Annotated in this window: 2 protein-coding genes; both read left to right on the top strand. The window is 64.7% G+C overall.

The features are described from left to right. Positions 1-345: TolC family protein (locus DBR18_RS29350; RefSeq protein ID WP_256588760.1), on the top strand; the 345-nt coding region annotated here is incomplete at its 5' end. A 49-nt stretch (positions 346-394) separates the two neighbouring features. Continuing rightward, a partial coding sequence (locus DBR18_RS29345; RefSeq protein ID WP_256588759.1) for an efflux RND transporter periplasmic adaptor subunit occupies positions 395-1,037 on the top strand: 643 nt, incomplete at its 3' end.

Below are 1,037 nucleotides of genomic sequence, written 5' to 3'. Positions count from 1 at the left end.
CAGGGCAACGTGCTCGCCGCTGCACGGCGCAGCGATCAGGCGCGGGATCTTCGCAACGCCACCGAGCTGCGTTTGCGCACCGAAGTCCAGACCAGCCTCGAGCAATGGCAGACCGCCAACGGCGAAGTCAACGCGTTCAACCAGACCATCCTGCCCGCCGCACAAAGCGCCGTGGACAGCGCCACCCGCGGTTTCGAAATGGGCAAGTTCGGCTTCCTCGACGTGCTCGATGCCCAGCGCACCCTGATCGCCGCGCGCAGCCAGTACATCCAGGCCGTCAGCGAGGCGACCGATGCCCGCGTGCGCCTGGAGCGGATCTTCGGCGACCTCAGCGTCAGCCCTTGAATTTCACTGTTCAGACAACTGCGCGATGGCACGGCGCAGAGGAGTTTCCATGGATAAAAAACTGATGGTGGTCGCGGTGGCGACCCTGGCGCTGGGCATTGGCATCGGTTCGATGTGGCCGGTCGCGAGCAATATCGATGCGCATGCCGATGTGGCTTCCGAACACGCGGATCACGCCGAGGAAGGCGCTGCCGCCGAAGGCGAACATGCCGAAGAAGGCCACATCGAATTGAGCGCCGAGCAGATCGCCGCCGCAGGCATTCAACTGGCCGAGGCGCGGGCGCAGAGCATCAGCCTAGGTCTGTCGTTCCCCGGCGAAGTGCGCTTCGACGAGGATCGCACGGCGCATGTCGTGCCGCGCGTGCCGGGGGTGGTCGAGTCGGTGGCGGTCAACCTCGGGCAGTCGGTGAAAAAGGGCCAATTGCTGGCAGTGATCGCCAGTCAGCAGATCTCCGATCAGCGCAGTGAGCAGGCCGCCGCACACCGGCGTCTGGCCTTGGCGCGGACCACCTACGAACGCGAGAAAAAGCTCTGGCAGGACAAGATCTCCGCCGAGCAGGATTTCCTCCAGGCGAAGCAGGCGCTGGAAGAAGCGGAAATCGCCATGAACAACGCCCGGCAGAAAATCAGCGTGCTCAGCGGCAGTGTGGTCGCCACTGGCGGCAATCGCTACGAACTGCGCGCGCCGTTCG

The sequence above is a fragment of the Pseudomonas sp. HMWF021 genome (assembly GCF_003061005.1).
Lineage (GTDB): Bacteria > Pseudomonadota > Gammaproteobacteria > Pseudomonadales > Pseudomonadaceae > Aquipseudomonas.
The sequence above is the reverse complement of the archived record's forward strand: the minus strand, read 5'-3'. Positions and strand labels throughout refer to the sequence as shown.